This is a genomic window from Paenibacillus sp. FSL R7-0333 (assembly GCF_038000365.1).
Classification (GTDB): domain Bacteria; phylum Bacillota; class Bacilli; order Paenibacillales; family Paenibacillaceae; genus Paenibacillus_AQ; species Paenibacillus_AQ silagei.
Genome location: NZ_JBBOBZ010000001.1, coordinates 2,130,632 through 2,146,952, shown reverse-complemented (window position 1 = coordinate 2,146,952; position 16,321 = coordinate 2,130,632). Strand labels below are relative to the sequence as shown.

Annotated in this window: 13 protein-coding genes; 2 read left to right on the top strand and 11 right to left on the bottom strand. The window is 53.4% G+C overall.

Annotated features, from left to right (window positions below):
* Positions 1-26: 26 nt before the first annotated feature.
* Positions 27-500: a transcriptional regulator NrdR gene (gene nrdR, locus MKY86_RS08820; protein ID WP_036725557.1), complete on the bottom strand. Its 474-nt coding sequence runs from the start codon at positions 498-500 to the stop codon at positions 27-29.
* Positions 501-665: 165 nt separating this feature from the next.
* Here nrdR and MKY86_RS08815 point away from each other — a divergent pair, with 165 nt between their 5' ends.
* A complete protein-coding gene (locus MKY86_RS08815; protein WP_036695868.1) occupies positions 666-884 on the top strand; it encodes an alpha/beta-type small acid-soluble spore protein in 219 nt (72 codons plus the stop codon).
* Positions 885-985: 101 nt separating this feature from the next.
* Here MKY86_RS08815 and MKY86_RS08810 read toward each other — a convergent pair whose 3' ends face one another.
* The 10 genes from MKY86_RS08810 to MKY86_RS08765 all read right to left on the bottom strand — a co-directional run bounded on the left by MKY86_RS08810 (position 986) and on the right by MKY86_RS08765 (position 14,933).
* A complete protein-coding gene (locus MKY86_RS08810; RefSeq protein ID WP_036725612.1) occupies positions 986-1,549 on the bottom strand; it encodes a lytic transglycosylase domain-containing protein in 564 nt (187 codons plus the stop codon).
* Positions 1,549-2,145, bottom strand: coding sequence for a dephospho-CoA kinase (gene coaE, locus MKY86_RS08805; protein ID WP_076082848.1), 597 nt, complete (start codon positions 2,143-2,145; stop codon positions 1,549-1,551). Before coaE ends, MKY86_RS08810 begins: the two co-directional genes overlap by 1 nt.
* 9 nt (positions 2,146-2,154) lie before the next feature.
* On the bottom strand, positions 2,155-2,877 hold the full coding sequence (locus MKY86_RS08800; protein WP_076082850.1) for a manganese efflux pump: 723 nt from the start codon (positions 2,875-2,877) through the stop codon (positions 2,155-2,157).
* 199 nt (positions 2,878-3,076) lie between these two features.
* Entirely contained in the window at positions 3,077-3,919 is an 843-nt protein-coding gene (mutM, locus tag MKY86_RS08795) for a DNA-formamidopyrimidine glycosylase (protein ID WP_076082984.1), read from the bottom strand.
* A 51-nt stretch (positions 3,920-3,970) separates the two neighbouring features.
* Positions 3,971-6,643 (bottom strand): DNA polymerase I, encoded by a 2,673-nt coding sequence (gene polA / locus MKY86_RS08790; protein ID WP_076082853.1) that lies wholly within the window; start codon positions 6,641-6,643, stop codon positions 3,971-3,973.
* 149 nt (positions 6,644-6,792) lie between these two features.
* Positions 6,793-7,452: a phosphate signaling complex protein PhoU gene (gene phoU / locus MKY86_RS08785; protein ID WP_076082856.1), complete on the bottom strand. Its 660-nt coding sequence runs from the start codon at positions 7,450-7,452 to the stop codon at positions 6,793-6,795.
* Positions 7,453-7,532: 80 nt separating this feature from the next.
* A complete protein-coding gene (gene pstB, locus MKY86_RS08780) occupies positions 7,533-8,288 on the bottom strand; it encodes a phosphate ABC transporter ATP-binding protein PstB (RefSeq protein ID WP_036725565.1) in 756 nt (251 codons plus the stop codon).
* Positions 8,289-8,448: 160 nt separating this feature from the next.
* Positions 8,449-9,177, bottom strand: coding sequence for a response regulator transcription factor (locus MKY86_RS08775; RefSeq protein ID WP_076082862.1), 729 nt, complete (start codon positions 9,175-9,177; stop codon positions 8,449-8,451).
* 128 nt (positions 9,178-9,305) lie between these two features.
* On the bottom strand, positions 9,306-11,099 hold the full coding sequence (gene pnpS, locus MKY86_RS08770; RefSeq protein WP_076082866.1) for a two-component system histidine kinase PnpS: 1,794 nt from the start codon (positions 11,097-11,099) through the stop codon (positions 9,306-9,308).
* A gap of 822 nt (positions 11,100-11,921) precedes the next feature.
* Complete coding sequence (locus tag MKY86_RS08765) at positions 11,922-14,933, bottom strand: carbohydrate binding domain-containing protein (protein WP_076082871.1); 3,012 nt, start codon at positions 14,931-14,933, stop codon at positions 11,922-11,924.
* A gap of 321 nt (positions 14,934-15,254) precedes the next feature.
* Here MKY86_RS08765 and MKY86_RS08760 point away from each other — a divergent pair, with 321 nt between their 5' ends.
* Positions 15,255-16,205: a hypothetical protein gene (locus MKY86_RS08760; protein WP_076082875.1), complete on the top strand. Its 951-nt coding sequence runs from the start codon at positions 15,255-15,257 to the stop codon at positions 16,203-16,205.
* Positions 16,206-16,321: the final 116 nt, after the last annotated feature.

Below are 16,321 nucleotides of genomic sequence, written 5' to 3'. Positions count from 1 at the left end.
AATCCTTCACTTCTAAGCGGTGAAGCTTACAGCCCGTCCAGCTCCTCAGTCTTGGACAGCAGTCCCTTCAGTTCCTTCATGAACATGTTAATGTCCTTGAACTGGCGGTACACGGACGCGAAGCGGACGTAGGCTACCTCGTCGACAGGGTAGAGCTGCTCCATGACCAGCTCGCCGATCTGGCGGCTCTCGATCTCGGCGAGAGCGATGCCGCGCAGGCTTTTCTCCACCTCAGATACGATGACCTCCAGGCGCTCTACAGGGACCGGACGCTTCTCGCAGGCACGGATCAGGCCACGGAGGATTTTATCACGGCTGAACTCTTCACGGCTGCCGCCTTTTTTGATCACAATCAGGGGGGTCTCTTCAATCATCTCGAAGGTGGTGAAACGACGGCTGCACAGCTCGCATTCCCGCCTGCGGCGGATGGACTTATTCTCATTGGCCGGGCGCGAGTCCAGGACTTTGGTATTGGTGTGGTCGCAGTAAGGACATTTCATAAGCTTCTTCACTTCCTCATCATTAGAATGGTCAGGCCCCGCCCCTTGATACACAAGGGCTATGCGGGCATCATTTAATTTCCAGAAAACACCGTTTATTTGTTGTTATGAATCTGACATGTCCGGCACATAATACAGTTACCAACCGATAGGAGGTGAACAGCAATGAGCCAAAATAACAACTCCAATAACCTGGTAGCTCCAAACTCACGCGGTGCCTTGGAACAACTGAAATATGAAGTTGCCCAGGAACTAGGTATCACCCTCTCCCCAGACGGATACCAAGGCAATAAAACTTCTTACGAAAACGGTTCGATCGGTGGTTACATCACTAAACGTCTTGTAACCCTGGCTGAACAGCAATTGGCAGGTCAGTACAAATAATAACCTGCTAAGCGCGACATAAGCTTGCCTAAGAAGTATCGAACGGCCTCCGGCCGTTTGATGCTTCTTTTTACATAACAGCAGCAGAAGTAACAAACACCCTAAAACTCACTGTAGAGCTCGGTGTATTGATCATAATAATAAATTACACGCTGCACGTAGTGACGCGTCTCACCGAACGGAATGTCCTTCACAGAGGCTTCTGTTCCGTCCCATTGCCCTTCATCCAACCAGCTCTGCACCTTACCAGGCCCGGCATTATAGGCGGCTATGACCGCTATACGGTTGCCGTCGAACTGCTTGGACAGCGTAGACAAATACCAGGTGCCCAGTTCAATATTGGAGGAGGGCTCTTCCTTCAGCCGCTCCAGCGACACGTCGGGGAGCTTGGCCTTTTCGAGCGCCCACTTGGCGGTATCCGGCATGAGCTGCATGAGCCCGAGTGCGCCTTTTTTGGATTCGCGGCCGGTCTTATAATTGGTCTCCACACGGATGATGGACGCCACCAGAAATGGGTCCATCTCATACGTCTGGCTGTGCTGGCGGATCTCTGCTTTATAATAAATGGGATAAAACCATGACATCCAGTTGGAACCAAGAAACAGGATCGCGGTGAAGCCGATGAACAGCAGCAGCAGAACTCTTTTTTTACGCAGCCACTTCATCATATCAGGCCCAGCCTGTCCCACAGCCGGGCAACCTGAAGCTCTGCAGACTCCAGATCACCGCTATTGTCGATCACAAATGTTGCTTTCCTGCGCTTCAGTTCAATATCCATCTGGGACCTCAGCCGGTCCTCCGCCTGTTCCAGCTTCATTCCGCTGCGCTCCATGAGGCGGGCTAACTGCACCCTCCTCGGAACATAGACCACAATAATCTGATCAAACAAGGAATCCAGCTCTGATTCGTAGAGCAGCGGAATGTCCACAATGACGAGACGTTGCGGATTCTCCTGTTCAAGCGCATACATCCTGTCCTTGATCTCCCTGCGGATTGCCGGATGGGTCAGGTTGTTCAGTGTCTTAAGCGCCTCCGGGTCCCGGAAGACAATCTCGCCAAGACCTGCCCGGTCCAACGAACCGTCAGGCAGCAGGATGCGGTCTCCAAAAGCCTCCACCGCTGCCGCCAGCACCGGGTGTCCGGGGAGCATCACCTCTCGGGCGATGACATCGGCATCCACCAGCGCAGCTCCCTTGCGGACAAACAGTGCAGACACGGTGCTTTTTCCCGAAGCGATGCCTCCGGTTAAGCCTATAATCATGTACTCACCTCATAATAACTTCATTATACCCATTACAATTAATAATATCGCGGGCAGCGCAGCGGCATGCTTCATCCAGTAGCTGCCTGATAATCTCAGTCCTGTCTTCATCCCCATCAGCAGAAAGGTTCCGCTGAATACAGCGATCATCAGCGAGGTGGACCACGGGCTGAATCCGAGCAATGCTGCACCAAGACCGGCTCCGAAGGCATCCAGCGACAACGCGATCCCCAGAATCATGGCTTCCATGGAGGAGATGCTCCCCGAGGCATCCATATCCGCAGAAGATGGTGTGCGGAGAATCTGTATAACCACGCCCAGATGGCGAAGCTCCAGCGAGAATACGGCCGGCTTCAGCTCTGTCTCAGCAAGTTGTGCGGCAGCAGCCGTCTCCTGCCTGGTCTCCTGCCCCAAATAGCCTTTATCGGCTGCCGGCGCAGGCTCTTCCTGCTCCTTCTCCTTCTGCGTCAGCATCTGGAACAGGGACCAGCAGCCCATTAAGACGAGAATAACCGCTCCGACACTGGAAGCGGCATTCGGGGAGACTACCTTGGCCAGCAGCACGCCGACCTGCATAGAACCATAAATGACGACCCCTGAACAGAGCGAGATAATGATAATGGAGAGCAGGGGAATTTTCATTTTACGCAGTCCATATGTAATGCCTACACCAAATCCATCCAGACTAAGCGCAAACGCAAGCAACAGCAGTGACAACAATGGGCTAAGCACCCGCAATCCCTCCCGTGAAGAACCGGAGCCGGTGGATTAATGATCCTTACCAGAGCTCCGTTTCGCCATAATCAGCAATCTTCACACATTATATGGGCGGGACGGGCAGGAAGTGCCTGCCTTTATACATAACGGTTATAACTCAGATGTAACTAGCCCGGAAACGGGCTGTAAATGCAGCGCTGACTCTAAATAAATATTAAAGAATCAGTACAGGTACCGGCTGGCAGCTGGGACAATAATGCGTTCCCCGTCCGCCGACCACACTCTTCTCAATCAGCGTGCCGCAGTTGGCACACGGCTGATCCTTGCGTCCGTAGATCTTGTGCTGATCCTGGTAGCTCCCGCTCTCCCCCTGGCCGTTGACATATGACTTCACGGAGGAGCCTCCGGCATTCACTGCTTCCGTCAGTGTTGCGACAATAGCATGATGCAGTCTGGCCAGCTGATCCTCCGAGAGGGACTTCGCGGTCTCCTCCGGGTGGATGCCTGCACGGTGCAGGGACTCATCTACATAAATATTGCCGATACCTACTATATATTCCTGATTGAGCAGCAGCGGCTTGATCTTGGTGCTCCGCTTGGCGACAATCTCCTTGAACCGTTCCAGCGTGAAATCGGCATCCAGCGGCTCCTGCCCCAGCTTGTTCAGCGGCTTCAGCTGCAGATCCTCTCCCGGCTGGAACAGATGCATCGTCCCGAACTGGCGCACATCCGTATAACGCAGCTCCGTCCCATCTGTGAAATGGAAAATAACATGCGTATGCTTGTCCAGCAGCTCGCCCTCACGGTACACCCCGTAACGGCCCTCCATCCGCAGATGGGAGACCATCACCAGCCCGTCAAATACGAAACGCAGGAACTTGCCTCTGCGCTCAACCGTTACCACTGTATGGCCTGCCAGCATATGGGCAAAGGCCTGAATATCATCCGGGCGCTGAATTATCCGCGGCAGCCGGACGGTGACATGCTCTATCTGCTTGCCTGTAATTAACTCATTAAGTGTTCTTCTGACTGTTTCGACTTCCGGCAATTCCGGCATCATGGCTCACCTCCACTCCATTATACCGGATATCTGCCATGTGCGGGGAGCCTATTTCGCTTCGTACCAGTTGCTGCCATAACTTACCTCTGCCTTGAGCGGAACAGACAGCTGCAGCGCTCCGGCCATCACCTCGGGCAGAAGCTGCTTCATTTGCTCCAGCTCCTCCTCCGGCACCTCAAACACTAACTCATCGTGTACTTGGAGCAGCATTCGGCTCTTCAGGCCGCGCTCATGCAGCGCCTTATCCATATGAACCATGGCCAGCTTGATAATATCGGCAGCGGTTCCCTGGATCGGCGTATTCATCGCCGTACGTTCTGCGAAGGAACGCAGATTGAAGTTCTTCGCATTGATCTCCGGCAGATAACGGCGGCGTTCCAGCAGAGTAGTAACATACCCCTGCTTCCGGGCCTCGACTACGATATCATCCATGTAACGGCGCACACCTTGGAACACCTCGAAATACTGCTCAATGAACCGGGCCGCTTCCTTACGCGGAATGTTCAGGTTCTGAGACAGCCCGTAATCGCTGATGCCGTACACAATGCCGAAGTTAACCGCTTTGGCAGAGCGGCGCATATTGCTGTCCACACTCTCCGCAGGAACGCCGAATACGTCCATGGCGGTCTTAGTATGAATATCCATATCCTCGACAAAAGCTTCCTTCATCCGCTCATCGCCCGAGATATGCGCCAGCACACGCAGCTCGATCTGCGAGTAATCCGCCGCCAGTATCGACCAGCCCGGCTCGGAGGGCACGAACACCTTACGGATCTTGCGGCCCTCTTCGAGCCGGATCGGAATATTCTGCAGGTTCGGGAACTGGCTGCTTAGCCGGCCCGTGGCCGCAATCGTCTGCCGGTAGAAAGTGTGTACCTTGCCGGTCTCCGGCGAGATTTCCTTCATCAGACCTTCAACATACGTGGATTGCAGCTTGGCAATGGTACGGTATTGCAGAATCAGGCGCACAGCGTCATGATAAGGCGCAAGCTTTTCCAGTACCTCGGCATCCGTCGAATACCCGGTCTTCGTCTTCTTCACGACCGGCAGACCGAGCTTCACGAACAGAACCTCGCCCAGCTGCTTCGGAGAATTAAGATTGAATTCGGTTCCGCAAGCGGCGTAGATCTCAGTGACCAGCCGGGAGATCTGGGCTTCAAATTCCTTGCCGAGCTGGACGAGATCATCCTTGTTTACAGCAATCCCCTGCTTCTCCATATCGGCGAGAATCCGTGACAGCGGCATCTCCAGGTCCTGGAACAGACCGGTCATGTCCGTCTTGTCCAGCTCCACCTGCTGCTTCTGCACAATGCCTAGCACGGTCGCACTCTTACGGGCGACATGCTCACCGAGAATCTTAAGCTCAGGGATTCTGTATTTGGCCCCTTTGCCGAAGACATCCTCATCCGGCGACAAGCGGGGCAGGCCGTATTTCGTGGTCAGGTCATTCAGATTCTGGCTGGCTTCGGTCGGGTCCAGCAGGTAGGCGGCAAGCTGAACATCGTTAGCGGCTCCGGCAAAAGCAAGCCCCTGCCAATGCAGCGCCAGATCGGCACGGTGCAGATCATACCCGCTCTTCGGCGCCTGCCCGTCACCGAGCCAGTCACGCAGGGGTGCTGCCGCTTTACTCTTCAGCAGGGCAAAAGGCACAAAATAATGCTGCTCCGGCGAAGACAGCCCCAGACCGATCACTTCGGCACGGTGCGGGTTCTCCCCGTTAGATTCCACATGCAGGGCGGAGATGCCCGGCAGTGCCTGAACCAGCTCGCCTATTCCGGCTTCGTCAACAATTGTAATATTAAGCTCTGCGGCTTCCACCACGGGGGAACCCATCAGGCTGCCGTCCGCCGCATGTGAATAGGCGCTCAGCGACAGGCGCTCCAGCAGCGAGCGGAATTCCAGCTTGGCGAGCGCAGGCCCAGCCGTGTCCGTGTTAATCCCGCTGAAGACCATATCCTCCCACGTATGCTCAAGCGGAACCTCGCGGTAGATCGTCGCCAACTTTTTGCTCATGACGGCGCTGTCCGCGTGCTCTTCCAGCTTCTCTTTCATCTTGCCCTTCAGCTCACCGGTTCCGGCCAGCACGCCCTCCACCGATCCGAACTGCTGGAGCAGCTTAAGCGCTGTCTTCTCCCCGACTCCCGGCACCCCGGGAATATTGTCGCTGGCATCGCCCATCAGCCCCTTCAGATCAATGATCTGCTCTGGGGTAAGATCATATTTGTCACGGATCTGCTGCGGCCCGTAGAGCTCCACTTCCGTTACTCCCTTGCGCACCAGTGCGATGGTGGTATGCTCGGAAGCCAGCTGCAGCATATCCTTATCCCCGGACACAATCATCACCTGACGGCCGGCGGCATCCGCTTCCCTGGAGATGGTGCCGATAATATCGTCAGCCTCGTAGCCTGCAATCTCGAATTGCGGAACCCCCAGACCCTTCAGCAGCTCCTTGAGCAGCGGGAACTGCTCGGACAGCTCCGGCGGGGTCTTCTGGCGCCCGCCTTTATACTCCTCATAGCCTTCATGCCGGAAGGTAATCTTCCCCGCGTCGAAGGCTACAATCATATGTGTCGGTTTATGCTCCTCCAGCAGACGCAGCAGCATCGTCGTGAAACCGTATACCGCATTCGTCTGCTGTCCCGCTGTATTCGTCAGCGGCGGCATGGCGAAGAACGCCCGGTAAATGATATTATTTCCATCAATGAGTATCAGCTTGTCCACACTAGCACCTCGCCTTTTTCTTGCTTTCTCCTTACATAGTAACATATGCTCCGCACCAAGACGAAATGGCTCTGCCACGAATCGCCGCTTTATGCCAAAATAAAAAACAAGCCCCCGGAATGAAGGCTTGCCTCTGGCAGTCTATACTGTTATTGGTTCAAATCCGGACGTTTACCTGTAACCAGATACACTACACTCTCGCCAATATTCGTGGCATGATCGGCAATCCGCTCAATGTAACGGCCAACCAGTGTGAGCAGCATCGCCTGATTCACTGTCTCAGGCTTCTGAACCATATAAGTGTACAGTTCGTTAATCATCGCGCTGTACAGGCCATCGACCTGATCGTCATCCTGCGCCATTTTGTAGGCCAGATCCGTATTCTCGTCCAGATAAGACTGAATAGCCTCCGTGGTCATGATCGTAACAAGCTCAGCCATGCGCGGAATATCCACAAGCGGCTTAATCAGCTGCTGTCCCTGGATGCGCATCGTTACCTTGGCTACATCCAGTGCCAGATCGCCCATACGCTCCAGATCGCTGGAGATTTTGAAGGCTACAATAATGCGGCGCAGGTCCTTCGCCACCGGCTGCTGGGTGATGATCAGCCGCGAGCCGATCTCCATAATCCGGTCTTCCATAGCGTTCAGCCGCAGGTCCGCTTTGACAATCTCCTGCGCCCGTACCGTATCAAGGGTCTGCAGGGCCAGTATCGCACCGTCGAGTGCATCCGTTACATGCTCGCCCATCTGCTGCAGCAGGGAGCGCAGTTCTTCCAGATCTTTATCGAATTCTTTTCTGCGAATCATATCGAAAGTGATCCTCCTCACAAACATTTGGTCATATCGGGTGAACAAGAGTGAACCTTAGACTTACGAATCAGCCATTCTTAGCCAAAGCGGCCGGAAATATAGTCTTCTGTGCGGGAATCCTTAGGGTTCGAGAACAGCAGCTCCGTGTCCGCAGCCTCCACAATAACACCGTTCAGGAAAAATACAGTGCGTCCCGATACCCGGGCGGCCTGATGCATATTATGCGTGACCATTACAATCGTATACTTATCCCGCAGCTCCTGGACCAGCTCCTCAATCTTGAGTGTGGACACCGGGTCTAGCGCTGAAGTCGCCTCATCCATCAGCAGAATATCCGGCTGTACGGCAAGGGCTCTGGCAATACAGAGACGCTGCTGCTGGCCTCCGGACAGACTTAAGGCCGACTTTTTGAGGAAATCCTTCACTTCCTCCCAGAGTGCAGACTGGCGCAGACTTTGCTCTACCAGGACATCCAGCTCGGCTTTGCTCTTCACACCGTGCAGACGCGGGCCATAAGCCACGTTATCATAGATCGACTTGGGAAAAGGATTGGGCTGCTGGAACACCATCCCCACCTGCTTGCGCAGACTCTCCACTTCAATCTCGTCGCTGTAGATGTTTTTGCCGCCGATATTCACTTTACCTTCAATACGTGTTCCGGGAATCATGTCGTTCATACGGTTAAGGGTACGCAGCAGTGTGGATTTCCCGCAGCCGGAAGGTCCGATAAACGCAGTCACCTGCTTCTCCGGAATCTGCAAATCCACCTTCTTCAGGGCATGGAATGACTCATAGTAGAGATCTAGCTTCTCTATGTCAATGATGGATTTCATTAGTTTCTGTTGTCTCCTTCTCATCATCTTCGTTCCCCATGATAAGCTTTCAGTGTAAATAGAGCTCCAGAGAATTGTTAACGCAGTGTAAAAATCCTTGTACAGTTAGACAATGCCGGAGGAGAAGAAGCTTATCTTGTGAGAAAAGAACACCGTCATGTTAAATGACCGGTGTTCTCTTCTTGTTGACAACCAGCTTGTAGCCCACGCCGCGGATGGAATCGATATGCACGGATTCAGGGTCAAGCTCCAGCTTCTTGCGCAGGGAGCTGACATGCACATCGACGGTACGCTGGCCTCCGATATAGTCGAAGCCCCAGACCGCATTCATCAGATCATCCCGTGTCAGGACAACGCCTGGCTTGCGGGCCAGATACAGCAGTACTTCAAATTCCTTCGGCCGCAGATTGATGCTCTGTCCGCCCAGCGAGACTTCATAACGCTCGGGGTAGATCTCCAGCTGTCCGAGAATAATCGTCGATGCAGACACCGCCGTCTCGGGCGGAGCTTCTTCGGCAATACCGGAGATCCGCCGCAGTACAGCGCTGACCCGCGCCAGCAGCTCGGATACGCCGAAGGGCTTCGTAATATAGTCATCCGCCCCGGACTTCAGCCCGCGGACGACATCCTCTTCCGCATTCTTGGCCGTCAGCACAATAACCGGTGTGCGGATGCCTTGTCCACGTAATTTATCCAGAATGTCAATGCCGTTCATGCCGGGCAGCATCAGATCCAGTACGATCAAGTCAAAAGGTTCTCTAGTCGCACGGTCATATCCTGCCGTTCCATGATCCTCCACCGTCACCTCGTAGCCTTCCTGTGTCAGGTTATAAGACAGCAGCCGGGCCAGTGTCGGTTCGTCTTCAATGACAAGCAATCGTTGTGCCATAGGTTCCCCCGTCTTTTCATAGGTTATTAATTTTACAAAACTGCACACATGCACATCATAGCACCACAATGTTAACTTGGTGTAAAATCATAAATTTATTCTCTATTGATCCGTTATGATCCGCAGGGTTATAGATTCTCTTCCTGCAGCAGCGGCAGTTCAAGGATGAACGAGCTGCCGATGCCCAGATCGCTCTCAACGTTAATGGACCCGCGGTGCAGCTCAACCAGATGCTTCACGATGGATAGACCGAGGCCGGTTCCGCCGGAGCTTCTGGAGCGGGCTTTGTCCACCCGGTAAAAGCGTTCAAAGATCCGGGGCAGATCCTTGCGCGGAATCCCCATCCCCGTATCACTGACTGTAAAGCGTACGCTCTCGGTGCCATCCTTCTTCTGGATGCTCACTGCGGTGACTCTGACATTCCCCCCGTCCTGGGTGTAGTTGATCGCATTGGAGAGCAGATTCATGAAGATCTGGCGCAGCTTGTCTTCATCTCCCTCAATGAATAGCTCTGCAGGCACATCCGAGCTGAGCGTAATCTTCTTCTTCTCCGCTACCTTGCTGAGCGTTTCCAGCACGGAGTCGAAGAACTCGATGAGATGAACCGGGGAGCATTCCAGCTGAACGCGTTTGGATTCTATTTTGGACAGCTCCAGGATGTCGCCGATCAGGCGGTTCAGCCGTTCGTTCTCATCGTAAATAATCTGCAGGAACGAACGCGCCGTCTTCTCATCTGTAACGCCACCGCCGAGAAGGGTCTCGGCGAAGCCTTTTACCGCAGCGACAGGGGTCTTCAGCTCGTGGGAGACATTGGCGACGAATTCGCTGCGCATTTTCTCGAGCCTGCGGATCTCTGTAACCTCCTGAAGCAGGAACAGCATGCCCCGAGAACAGCCGTCCTGAATCATCGGCACCCCATCCAGACGCACAATCCGCTCCACCGGATTATAGATGCTGCGCTCCTCGTGAATAGGTTCACCTGCGGACACCCCATCATCAATTAGCCGGGTAAGCTCATAATGATGCTTAATCTCCTTGTAGGAATGTCCGGTCATCTCGCTGTGCTTCACATCGAGCAGCCGTTCGGCGGCCCGGTTAAGCAGGGCAATCTCCCCTTCAGCGTTAATCATCACGATCCCGCCGGTCATATTGTCGAGTACGCTCTGCAGCAGGTCCTCATTGTCGCGGATGGTCTTCAGCTGGGCCTGCAGACTGTCGGCCATAGCGTTGATGGCTGTAGCCAGCTGGCCGATCTCATCCTTGCGCTTCATCGGCACCCGGGCATCGTAATCGAGATCAGTAATTCGCCGCGCCACTCTGGTGATCTGCTCCAGCGGTGAGGTCATACTGGAAGCCACCTTGTAGCTCACCAAGGTTGCGGCAATGAACAGCAGCACCAGCCCCCCTGCCATGATCATCCACGCCCGGTTCAGTCCTTCGGATACGGTATCGAGCCCCATCGACAGCCGGATATACCCGTCAAAGCCCTGATCGGAGGACACGGAACCCGCCACATACATCATTTCACGGTCTAATGTATCGCTGTAACGGATCGCCCGGCCAATCCCTTCCTTCGCAGCCAGCAGCTCCTCTTCGCGGGTAGAGTGGTTGTCCATCTCACGCGGATTCTTCTCCGAGTCCCCAATGACCCGGCCTTGCTTCGTAATGAAGGTGACACGTGATCCGGTCAAGACGGATATCCTCTCTGCCTGTTCTGTATAGTAGTTCAGGGCATCCGGGCTGCTGGTATCCATGAATGAGAAGGTGCCGGAGAGCAGCTTTATTTCCCGGGACATGTTCTCTTCCAGCACGGAAATATGCGAGTCCTTGAACAGCTGAGCCATGGTGATCCCGGCCCCGGTCATTGATATTCCTATCAGTGCCATAAGTATGATGGTAAGTCGAATGCGGAATGGTTTCATCTGCGGCGGTCCTCTTCCCTCGTGTTTATGTCCATGAGAACACTCTACCTGCATTTTCGGCAAAATACCAGTTCTGGCGGCGATTATCAACGGGGTGTAAAATGTGGGCTCAGCGGGATGCGGGGGCTGGGAGGAAGCGCCAGGGAGGATTGGGATATTAAGTCGAGGGAGGAGCGGTGTGGGAGTTCTAATGGACGCTCCGCAAACGGACCGTTGTGGGAGTTCTAATGGACGCTCCGCAAACGGACCGTTGTTCCGATCGCTGTTGTGTCCAGATTTTTATTATTTTTACCTGATCGGTGAAAATCCGGACACAAAGGCGAACGCTACCGCTTCTCCACAATCAGTCCGCCCGCTACGCTGTTTGAGTGGTGAGAGATACAGGAAAACCCTGCATACCTTAGGCCCTCGAACATATCCAGCACACTCAGACCTACGCCTGCCCATTGTATTCGGTTTTTGCATACATTCAGCCCATACACCTCGCACACGCACATTGTGTTCGGTTTTTCGACTACAATCGGCCCTTGCACCTAGCACGTGCGCATTGTAATCGGTTTTTCGATTACATTTGGCTCGTTTACCCCCGACCGGCGCATTGTGATCGGTTTTTCGATTACATTTGATCCGCTTACCTCGCCACCGCGCATTGTAATCGGTTTTTCGATTACATTTGGTCCGCTCACCCTGCCGCTGCGCATTGTGATCGGTTTTTCGATTACATTTGATCCGCTTACCTCACCAACCAGAAAACGCCCTCCTAAATGGCGACCGCACCATTTAGAAAAGGCGTTACTGCTAGTTACTTACAAGCTACAAGTGCTACTGATCCTTCCAGCGCTGCACACTTAGCGTCACTGTCTGTGCTCCGCCTGCCGGTGTGAGCGTCCGGTTCGCAATGTCCGCCCCGCTGGATGCGGTCTCTACCGTGCCCCAGCTTCCGCGCGTCAGCTTATACGTCACGGCGCTGCCTGCCGGAAGGCTCAAGGTGATGGAATAGACGCCGTCACTGCCACGGGTCAGCAGATAGGCTGCATCTGCCGCATTCCAGCTGTTGAACGAACCCGTCAGATAGACCGGAGCATTCGCCGGAGTGGACCCCGGTACGCTAACCCGGAAGGTTACGCTATCAGCCTGCGGTTCCCCGGAGGTCAAGCTTCCCCCAACCAGACTGGAGCTACCGGTGCCAAAATGATAGTTATTCCCGCCATTGTTATCCCAGGTGCCGCTGCCGTTATTGAAGGCTGCGGTTAGTCCTGTGGCAGTGCCAAGCGGAATGGTAATGGACTTGTAGCCGCTGAAAGTAGAGGCCTGCATCTGCACACCCGGTGAAGTCGTCCAGGTTGTCGCCCCATCCAGCTTGTAATGGATATACGAATTACTGAAAGCTGTATTCTTGTAATATATCGTCGCGGTGTTGCCCGCCGGAGTGGCGGTTGGCACAGGTGTCGCCGTTGGCGCTACGGTCGGTGATGCTGTTGGAGCTGCGGTCGGCGCTACAGTTGGTGTAGCAGTCGGTGCTACGGTTGGTGCCACCGTAGGCGTCACGGTCGGTGTCGCTGTTGGTGCTACGGTTGGTGTAGCCGTCGGCGTTGCCGTTGGCGTCACCGGACCGCCTGCCTGGATATTGCCTGTAGGCGTATAGGTCCAGGTACCGGTGCCGAACAGATAATTACTGCCGCCATTGCTGTCCCAGGTGCCGCTGCCGTTATTGAAGCAGGCTTCGAGCTGGGTGGCTGCGCCGATGTTAATGGTGATTTTGTTATAGCCCGCTACCTCAGCGGCTGGAATAGCCACACCCGGAGATGTCGTCCAAGTCCCGCCCACCGGGCGGTAATGAATATATGGATTGGTGTAACCCTGCTTGTAGTAGATCGTCACACTGTTACCGGCAGGGGTAACGATCAGAGCGGCTGCGCTGAAGGCCGACAGATTCATGGCGGCATCATACGCTTTTACCGTATAAGAATAATTAGTACTGCCTACAAGTCCGTTATCTGTAAAAGAGGTCGTAGCCGAAGTCCCGATCTTCACTCCATTGCGGTAGATTTCGTACCCGCTCACCCCGACATTATCGGTGGAAGCTGACCAGGACACCAGCGCGCTGGAGGCATTCTGTACAGTTGCCGTTACATTTCCCGGAACACTTGGTGCTTGCGTATCGGTTACCGGCTGTGTTTTGGAGTAGATTTTGGCCGAATTGGCACTTAGAGTAACTGTAATTTGTTTTCCGGTAACACCGCCTGCCTGCACGGTCACAGTATCGGAGGGGTTCAACTGGTTCACCAGAATCGTACCTGCGGTTAGTGTGCTCTCGGCGCGCAGCGGCAGCGTTACCGTCTGTGATCCGCCGGATGCATTACTGAATGCGGAGATGACCTCCTGGCCGACATTCGTTCCGCTGTCAATCCGCCGGGAGAAGGCGTACAGATTCTGTGCGGACCACATTTCGCGCTGGGTGCCGGTGCGCAGGGCCGGGTTGTTTTTGCGGATCTCATTGAGCTTGGCTACATGCTTGAAGGTACTGGCATTCTCATTGAAATAATTCTCCAGCACATTGCCGCCTGCATCCCGCTTCACCATCGACCAGCGGTTCCACGTATCAGCGATGCCGCCCGTCATGATCTGCCCGTTGCCATTGCCCTTGTTCTGCTCCGTTCCCTGGAAGACCACAGGCGTTCCACGCACGGTGAAAATAAAGGACAAAGCATTCTGCAGCTTCTCAACACTGCCCCCGGCCTCGGTCAGGAAGCGGTTGCGGTCATGATTGTCGATGAAGGTAACCATATGGTTAGCGTTGCCGCCGTAGTAGGAATCTTGAGCCAGGGTGCCTTTAATATTCGCGTCAAAAGACTGCCCGTACGCGAAGCTGTTCAGCACGGAGAAGAACAACGGGAAGTCGAGCATCCCCCACTCCTTATTGGTACCGACCCAGCGGGAGACGAATTCGGCATTGCCGTCGAAATTCTCCCCAAAAGTATTCACGCCCAGTAAATTCTGCAGCTCGCCGATATCGGTCGGCTTCATCAGCTTGGCCGCATCGACCCGGGCGCCGTCTGCCCCCGTATAATCAAACCAGCCCTTAATTGAGCTGAAGATGGCCTGCTTGGCAGCAGGAACATCGAAGTCGATATCATCCAGACCACCCAGATCATGATTCTCCAGATAATCCTGGGCCCACTGATCGTACCGTCCATCGGCAAGCGACCAGTTAATGTCACCGTTGTGGTGATACCAGGCCGGATTATTGAATGGAGCGGCAGGCTGCAAGGAAGGGATATCATAATAAGCCTGGGTGCCCAGCATGTAATCGCCGATGTGGTTGGGAACGACATCGATGATCACCTTAATTCCGAGCGCATGCGCGGAGTCTACGAGCTCTTTCAGCTTTTCTTTGGTACCGAAGTACGGATTGGCCTTATTGGGGTCCTTGACATTGTATCCGTGGTACGCTGTATTCTTCCCGGTTCCGTTGTTCTCACGGTTAGTCATCTGGGGCTCAGCTACCGGTGAGATCCAGATCGCGGTATAGCCCATATTGTGAATATACGGGAGCTTGTCAATGACCCCCTGCCAGTCCCCGCCCTTCATATACCGGAAGTCCTCCTCCGAGTTCTCCCCGTAGCGGATAGCCGCGCCTGTTGCATTATTGGAAGAATCCCCGTCATGGAAGCGGTCAACCATAATCTGATAAATCGTGTCATTCTCGGTTACTGTACCAATACTCGCTGCTTCAGCCCTGGACGGGGGCAGAACGAACATGCTCATCGCGATTGACAGTATCATAGATGTGATTAGAACGGGAACAAGTAGGCGTGTACGTTTACTTTTCATTCCTCATCTCCCTCTCATGTAAACCGAATGCAATACACTTTCAGTAACGAATAAGCTGCCGTCAATAACTTCAATCTTTCTAACATAGGGAAACCGGTTTCCCCACTAAAAATTAACATGTCCATGTATGCGCTGTCAAGACATATAATTTATAACTTTCACAAGCCGCATCCTATAGGGGCTGCCGACTCTGCAAAACATGAAAAAAATATTATTCGGCACAGCTGAATAGCTGTAGGTGCTTTTCAGGAAGCGGTTGTCTCCAGAAAATATAGTGTTAGACTGAAAAATAAAAATGCTGCAATATAAGGGAGCGATATTATAATGAGCCCATCCATTCTGCGGGACGGATTAAGAATCATATCTTCATGTAAAAAAGACACAGGGGATATCTGGCAGGCTCACTTTGGTGCTGCCGCTATTGGCAGTTATTTTTTTATTAAAACGAATAATCCGGCACCAGAGCTTGCCCGACTTGTAGCTTTGCAGACCGAAGCGATGATCCAAAGGATAATTGGGGAGAACGGCATACAACATCGTACCGGCTGTGACGAGCAGCTAGCTGTAACTGCCATTCTTGAGGCCCTCGATACAACGATTGATGAGTTACACTGGGTCGGTCATAATGTGATTTACAGCGCATCGTGTCTGCTCTCCATCCAAGAACTTAAGGGCTGGGGAAGTACAGAGGATCTTGCAGGAATAACCGATCTTATCCGCTCATTTGAGCGGACAATTCCGGGGCGGTCATGGATTGGCTTCTCTGCTTCCGAGGTGAAGAGGATGGAGGTTACAGACGAGGACGGCTTTCCGGTCATCTCGACGCCCGGCGAGCTTTCTTCGCTTGTGCTGGAAGAATTAGCTCATTTCCCTGTCATTTACCGGGCAGAAGCACATCATGATCTGATAGGTCATATGCTGACTTTCTCCCACGCGTTAAACATCCTGTATGACCTTGGCCATGTCTCCTTTTTTCAAAGAGGGTTACCGCCTTTAATGAAATTGATTAAAGTTCTGCGCCACAGCCGTAACCTTGTACCTGGAGAACCCGTCAAGCTGGTTTCACCTGTCGATCATTTGCCCCTGAAGCCGGCTGAGCGTGCGGACGTATTGCCTACCGACATTAAGTTTTGGCAAAAGGACTATAGCGGGCAGGATTGGGATTATGGTCACGTGTTTAAATTCACCCATAGCTTCTATGACCATTTGCAGCGTGTAGAGCACAAGAAAGAGTCGTATATTGAAAAATTCCGGTATACGCTAATTCAATAAGCAGAAACGGCTGCACTGCTCATTTACAGGACAGCGTTCGTATCAGCGGGAAATTAAGGATAAGTTATTGTGTACAACCTATAAATTCATATATTTTAAATTTAAAAACAGCGTCA

What these genes read in the sequence shown, in the direction of transcription:
- nrdR (WP_036725557.1), bottom strand. Translation starts at nt 500, where the DNA reads ATGAAATGTCCTTACTGCGACCACACCAATACCAAAGTCCTGGACTCG.
- MKY86_RS08815 (WP_036695868.1), top strand. Translation starts at nt 666, where the DNA reads ATGAGCCAAAATAACAACTCCAATAACCTGGTAGCTCCAAACTCACGC.
- MKY86_RS08810 (WP_036725612.1), bottom strand. Translation starts at nt 1,549, where the DNA reads ATGAAGTGGCTGCGTAAAAAAAGAGTTCTGCTGCTGCTGTTCATCGGC.
- coaE (WP_076082848.1), bottom strand. Translation starts at nt 2,145, where the DNA reads ATGATTATAGGCTTAACCGGAGGCATCGCTTCGGGAAAAAGCACCGTG.
- mutM (WP_076082984.1), bottom strand. Translation starts at nt 3,919, where the DNA reads ATGCCGGAATTGCCGGAAGTCGAAACAGTCAGAAGAACACTTAATGAG.
- phoU (WP_076082856.1), bottom strand. Translation starts at nt 7,452, where the DNA reads ATGATTCGCAGAAAAGAATTCGATAAAGATCTGGAAGAACTGCGCTCC.
- pstB (WP_036725565.1), bottom strand. Translation starts at nt 8,288, where the DNA reads ATGAAATCCATCATTGACATAGAGAAGCTAGATCTCTACTATGAGTCA.
- MKY86_RS08775 (WP_076082862.1), bottom strand. Translation starts at nt 9,177, where the DNA reads ATGGCACAACGATTGCTTGTCATTGAAGACGAACCGACACTGGCCCGG.
- pnpS (WP_076082866.1), bottom strand. Translation starts at nt 11,099, where the DNA reads ATGAAACCATTCCGCATTCGACTTACCATCATACTTATGGCACTGATA.
- MKY86_RS08765 (WP_076082871.1), bottom strand. Translation starts at nt 14,933, where the DNA reads ATGAAAAGTAAACGTACACGCCTACTTGTTCCCGTTCTAATCACATCT.